The 5247-nt window shown below is 56.1% G+C and carries 7 protein-coding genes; all 7 read left to right on the top strand.

What is annotated here, in order from left to right:
* Positions 1-442, top strand: a 442-nt coding sequence (locus Q0349_RS00750) for a hypothetical protein (protein WP_298078846.1), incomplete at its 5' end; no start/stop codon positions are given.
* An 89-nt stretch (positions 443-531) separates the two neighbouring features.
* Positions 532-1245, top strand: coding sequence for a hypothetical protein (locus tag Q0349_RS00745; RefSeq protein WP_298078845.1), 714 nt, complete (start codon positions 532-534; stop codon positions 1243-1245).
* A 93-nt stretch (positions 1246-1338) separates the two neighbouring features.
* Positions 1339-2073, top strand: a complete 735-nt coding sequence (locus tag Q0349_RS00740) for a hypothetical protein (RefSeq protein ID WP_298078844.1) — start codon at positions 1339-1341, stop codon at positions 2071-2073.
* Positions 2074-2168: 95 nt separating this feature from the next.
* On the top strand, positions 2169-2906 hold the full coding sequence (locus tag Q0349_RS00735; protein WP_298078842.1) for a hypothetical protein: 738 nt from the start codon (positions 2169-2171) through the stop codon (positions 2904-2906).
* Between the two features lie 82 nt (positions 2907-2988).
* Entirely contained in the window at positions 2989-3741 is a 753-nt protein-coding gene (locus tag Q0349_RS00730) for a hypothetical protein (protein WP_298078840.1), read from the top strand.
* A 177-nt stretch (positions 3742-3918) separates the two neighbouring features.
* Positions 3919-4386: a hypothetical protein gene (locus Q0349_RS00725; RefSeq protein WP_298078839.1), complete on the top strand. Its 468-nt coding sequence runs from the start codon at positions 3919-3921 to the stop codon at positions 4384-4386.
* Positions 4387-4494: 108 nt separating this feature from the next.
* A complete protein-coding gene (locus Q0349_RS00720; protein ID WP_298078838.1) occupies positions 4495-4869 on the top strand; it encodes a hypothetical protein in 375 nt (124 codons plus the stop codon).
* The last annotated feature ends 378 nt before the right edge of the window (positions 4870-5247 follow it).

Below are 5247 nucleotides of genomic sequence, written 5' to 3'. Positions count from 1 at the left end.
CATAGCCGCACTTGCTCAAGGTGCATTACGGACGCCATGCCGATCTTCCTGCGTCCGGCCGGAAACGGTGTCGGCGTCTTTCAATCCGCTGCGCATCGCAGCACCTCAAACCCGCAGGGGAAACGATTCCCCCGCCGGGATTGCTGTTTCTCCTGCTTTTTTCGTTCAACAGGAGAACATCATGCAAACATGCTATATCTATCACATTGGCCCTGCCCACGGTTGGGTTGAAGTATCAATGGCGGAACTGCGCCGCCTCGGCATCGCTGACAAGGTATCGGGATTTTCTACCCGCCTTGACGAAGTTGCTTACCTTGAAGAAGACGATGATTACGACCTGTTTTGTAAAGCCAAGGCAGCGCGGGGAGAAACCGTTGCTGTCAAAAAGGTTTACCGGGAATATAACCCGGTAAGCAACTATCCCGGTTATTACCGCGATTAGTTCGTCGCTTTTACACCAAACATCACCCACGGGGTATCTGCCCGTGGGGGCGGATACCCCTTTTTCAACCCTGAAAACTGGAGGTATCCATGCCAAACTGGGTATCCAACCACGTCCAATGCGACAACAGCGATGCGCTGTCCCGGCTGCGGGATTTCAGCCTGATTATCCCGGAGCATCCGGCCATCGCCCTTCTCTCCGGCTTGGCCGCGCAACACGCGGCGCAGCTGTACCAACAGGGCAAATCCTGGCAGGAAGCTGTCGCCGATCCCGGATTTGTTGCTTGCCTCGACCAAGAGCAAAAGGACACACCGGCAAAACACCGGCTCACCTCTGCGCGCGCTGCACGGCGCTACCGGTTGCACTTCAAGCTGCATGGCTTTGTGGACTGGTACGACTGGCGTTGCGAGCACTGGGGCAGCAAGTGGAACGTATACCATTACCGCCACCAGGGCGGTGAAGTGTGGTTTGAAACCGCGCTCATGCATCCCTGGCCCGTCCTTGAGGCGTTGTCGCGGCAATTCCCCGCCGAAGTGTTCTCGGTCAGCTATGCCGATGAAGACATCGGCAGTAATGCCGGTGCCTACGACATGAAAGGTGGCAAGCTGCTGGCAGGGGGCGAATTTGAAGACGGCTCACGCGAAGCCTACGAAATGGCGTTCTCGCACTGGGGCTGCGCCGAGGATTACATCCTGCGCGACGGCAGCTATTACTGCCGCGACGACGAAGATGACGATACATCACCGGCGTCGCCGAAGCTGTATCTGACCAGCGCTCTCGATAACGGCGCAGGCGGACACTGACATCATCCGCACCCATCCGGTAGCGCCCGCTACCCATCCCCCGCAGGGGCTTCCCCTGCGGAGGCCCCTGCTTTCTCAACGACAGGAGCTTTTATGAACGATATCAACACCAAATACGTGGCAGACATGCTGCAAGCCTGCTTGGCTCATTACTGCAACGAAAACGGCGATTGGCTTGCCTTGCTGCGGCAGCAATTAGGCTTGCGCGTCCAGCGCGCCGAGGCGCGGCTATTCATCGATGGCCGTGACGTCCATGTACTGCTGCTCGATTACCTGGACAGCAGTTATGCCGCCGCCGTCCTCTACGACGGGCCGGGCGATGCGAGACTGCACGAACTGGCCAAACTGCCAAAGTTTGACGCAGACGATGTCATGGTGGCTTTTGCCGCCCAACTGTGTTTCTGGGAAATTGACGATGACCCGGAAGCACCCTGCACCGCTTACAGGGTCAATGAAGGCCTGCTGGTTGTCCGTTGTGCGGACGAAGATGAGCGGGTATGCCAGTACGGCGCGATCCTCAGCTACGGCGTCATCACCACTGTCGCCAAAATTCAGGCGAAAGCGCTTATCTGGTACCCGGAATCTGCCGAAATCGTCGCCATCCTCAGCATGGCACTGAAGCAGCGTGAGCGTCACGGCATCGCGCTGCCAGAGACCATTGAGGAACTTGGTGGTGAACTGCTGGAACCGCCCACATCGCCGGTTGAATGCGCCGGCATCTGGCGTGAATGGCTCGCCGTCCGTCATGCCGGTCGCTATTTCCGCATCGAAATCAGCCAAAAACGCGAGATTTCCGGCTTGCGCGAATGCAGCCCGCCACGGCGCTAATCACCTGATTCACCGCATCTGAGCGGTGCCTTCCCCCGCAGGGGCCTCCCCTGCGGGAGGCTCCTGTTTTTTTTATTTTTTCTACAGGAGCTTTTATGCAAAACATTCAGTTAGATCTCGATTGCGTCTTCGTTGAAAAGACACTGCAACGTTGTATTGACCAGCACAATAGCGGAAACGGTTATTGGACCGGAATACTGCAGCAGCAAACAGACGTCCTCGTCCTGCATACCGAGCAGCGGTTGATTGATGGCGGTTCCTTCCTCCATGCGCTACTCATCCATTATGCCGGGCATGATTTTGTTGCCTGCTTTTTTGCCTCGCAAGGCAAGCTGGAAATGTACCGCGTGCACCCCTTGCGGGAGTTCGACGAGCCGACAGATAGTCTTGTGGCATTAGCCGCGTTGCTGCATGTTTGGGGCGTGGCGGATGTTCCTGAATCAACCTGCAAAACCCGTAGCATCAACGACCGGCTGATCCTGGTCTGTTGCTGTGATGATGAACAGCGTGTTTGCCAATATGCGGTCGCACGCGATGGCGACAGAATTGTGACCGTCGCCCGCCTTTGTGCCAGACAAGCGTTGTGGCATGCCGATGCAGTTGACGTCATCGCCTTGTTGGCTATCGCCATACAGCAACGTGAAGTAGATGGTATTGCCTGGGCTGATAGCATCCCGGCGCTTGGCGGGACGCTCATCAAAGAGCCCACCTCCAACAACAATCCGTTCGCACGTAGCGATTGGTTGACAGTACAACTGCACGAGCGGTGCTACCGCGTCACAATTTGGCAAGACACCATATTGGCAGTGCTGATCGAACAACAAACGAACTGAACCTCGCATCCATCCGATGCCATTCCCCGCAGGGGCTTCCCTGCGGGAGGCTCCTGCTTTTTTTCAACAACAGGAGCTTCCCATGTTCTTCCCCAAAGAAAACTTCGATGACATCAACGAAGTCCGCACCGCCGTTACGGCCATACTGCAACAGTATTCCGACAATCCCGAACTGGCACGCCAGCTTGTCGCCGACGACGAGTGCCGTATCTTTGATATCGTCCCGCTCGATGACGGCAGCAGCAGCGCCTGGTTTTTCGGCTATGGTTACGCCGACTACGCCTTGCGCCTCGGCAGGAACCCGGTGACCCGCAAGCGGGAGCTGGACGATATTGTTGCCATGCCGCTCTACGATGATGCCGGTGCCGGATTTTACGCACAATTGGCCTGCTGGCTCGGTCATGACTTTGACGGCGGCCAGCAGCGTTGCCAGCGCATCAGCGATAGCGTTGCCCTGGTCACCCTGCCGGTGCAGACGACGTACGAATACGAAGCAGGCGATGACGGTATCACCAACATCTCCTCTGCACTCGCGCCCGGTATCGGGTATTACGCCGTTTGCCTCAAAGACGGCAGCGTCACCGCAGTCGAAGCCATCCCGGCGGAGATTGCCGCCGATGCTGATGTCCTGCCGGTCGCGACGACAATCGTCGCCGCGCTGTGCCAGGGACGAAATATCCGGGAAAACTTCCCGCACTACGGTCTGGAATGGCTCTGTCCGTTATTGCCCACGGAACCCGATCTTGGAAAACAGCGACTGCATCTCGCCTGGCAGGATGAAGCCTGGATGATCACCATCGCCGATTACCGCCTGCTGGATATTTGCAAAATCTGACCATCAACCCGAACCGGCCTTCATGGCCGGTTTTTTTATCGGAAAACAGCAGCAAACGGCTTGACGCTCCGGGCGGGAAGGTCTATATTCCGATACCAATAGTTTGGTGAACTTTAAACACCAGTCATGTGGACTTTAAGCACACCTTTACAAAGAGCCGGACCGTATCGGATATGCGTGAGCAATCACGCGAAACTCGCCCGCAATCCCGGCATCACCGCGCAAGCGGTGTGGCGACTTTTTCAATTGCTGCGCAAGGCAGCACTTCTCAACCCGCAGGGGAAACGATTTCCCTGCGAGGGTCTTTGTTTCTCCTGTTTTTTATTTCAACAGGAGAATCCCATGTTCGAAAATCTTCAAACAAAATCCGCGAAAATCGAATTCGTCAAACTTCTCGGCGGATTTATCCCTAGCTCATTTCTGAGCTGGAACGAATGGTTCCGTGCAACATCACCGCTGTATGCGGTAATGGAGCACGAATCGTGCTTCACTTTCCGCATTCGCGGAAAGCTGCACTTCTCAGTTGAGAACCACGCCCCCGAGGACTTTGACGAGGAAAAAGAGCTCCTCGTCGAGCTGTGGCGTGACGGCAGCGGTTACACCGCCTGCCGTCAAAACGGCGAGGAGTGGGTCGGATTGCTCTGACCCAACTTCCTCTTCACCCTGCCTTCGGGCAGGTTCATCAACCCGCAGGGGAGAACAAACTCCCCTCGGGGAGTCTTGCATCTCCTGCCTAACATCAGGAGGTAAATCTTGATTATCAACCTCACCCAGCACGCTGCCTCTCCAGAGCAGCTTGCTGCCGGTGTCGTTGAGCCGAACCCCGGGCACAAGCGCATCATCACTGATGCGCTGACGTTTGACCAGATTCCCGACAGGGAGGAAATGGTCGAACGCGCTGCCAAAATCCTCGCCCTGGTACAAGAACAGTACCCGGCTGCGGATGCGGCCATGCTCGGTGGAGCCCCTTTCTTCATGATCGTCCTGCACCAAATCTTGGCCGATAACGGGATCAACCCCGTTTACGCTTTCAGCGTGCGCGAATCTGAAGAACAGGTGCAAGCGGACGGCAGCGTCAAAAAAGTCGCTGTGTTCCGGCATCGGGGCTTCGTCGGACTCGACGGCTGAGAAACAAATTCAGGGTACTGATCCTTGGGCGCTGATAAAGGCAGCGCCGTCCAGGTGAACCTGGACAGATTGCATATCACGACAGTGGGCAGGCTTTGGCTTGTGGAGAATCCCTGTGCAATTCCATTGCCCCGTGCCGCAAGGTTTGGGGCTTTATTTTTTGACCCGCAGGGGAACGTTTCCCTGCGGGGACAGTTCTCCTGTTTTTTTATTTTATACAGGAGAATTTTCATGAATACACAAAACATAGACTGGCGGCATACGGATTTCCTCGACATTATTGAGCAGGAGATGCATATCACCATCTGCCTGTACGACGACACCGGGGAATTTTATCTCGGCGCTCCGGGTCAACATTACCTGCCAGGAGAATGGCCG

It is taken from the genome of uncultured Cardiobacterium sp. (genome assembly GCF_938028185.1).
Classification (GTDB): Bacteria; Pseudomonadota; Gammaproteobacteria; order Cardiobacteriales; family Cardiobacteriaceae; genus Cardiobacterium.
Note: the sequence above shows the minus strand (reverse complement) of the source record. Positions and strands in the feature narration are given on the sequence as shown.

Coding starts and splice junctions, on each gene's coding strand:
- Q0349_RS00740 (WP_298078844.1), top strand. CDS start 1,339: ATGAACGATATCAACACCAAATACGTGGCAGACATGCTGCAAGCCTGC.
- Q0349_RS00745 (WP_298078845.1), top strand. CDS start 532: ATGCCAAACTGGGTATCCAACCACGTCCAATGCGACAACAGCGATGCG.
- Q0349_RS00730 (WP_298078840.1), top strand. CDS start 2,989: ATGTTCTTCCCCAAAGAAAACTTCGATGACATCAACGAAGTCCGCACC.
- Q0349_RS00735 (WP_298078842.1), top strand. CDS start 2,169: ATGCAAAACATTCAGTTAGATCTCGATTGCGTCTTCGTTGAAAAGACA.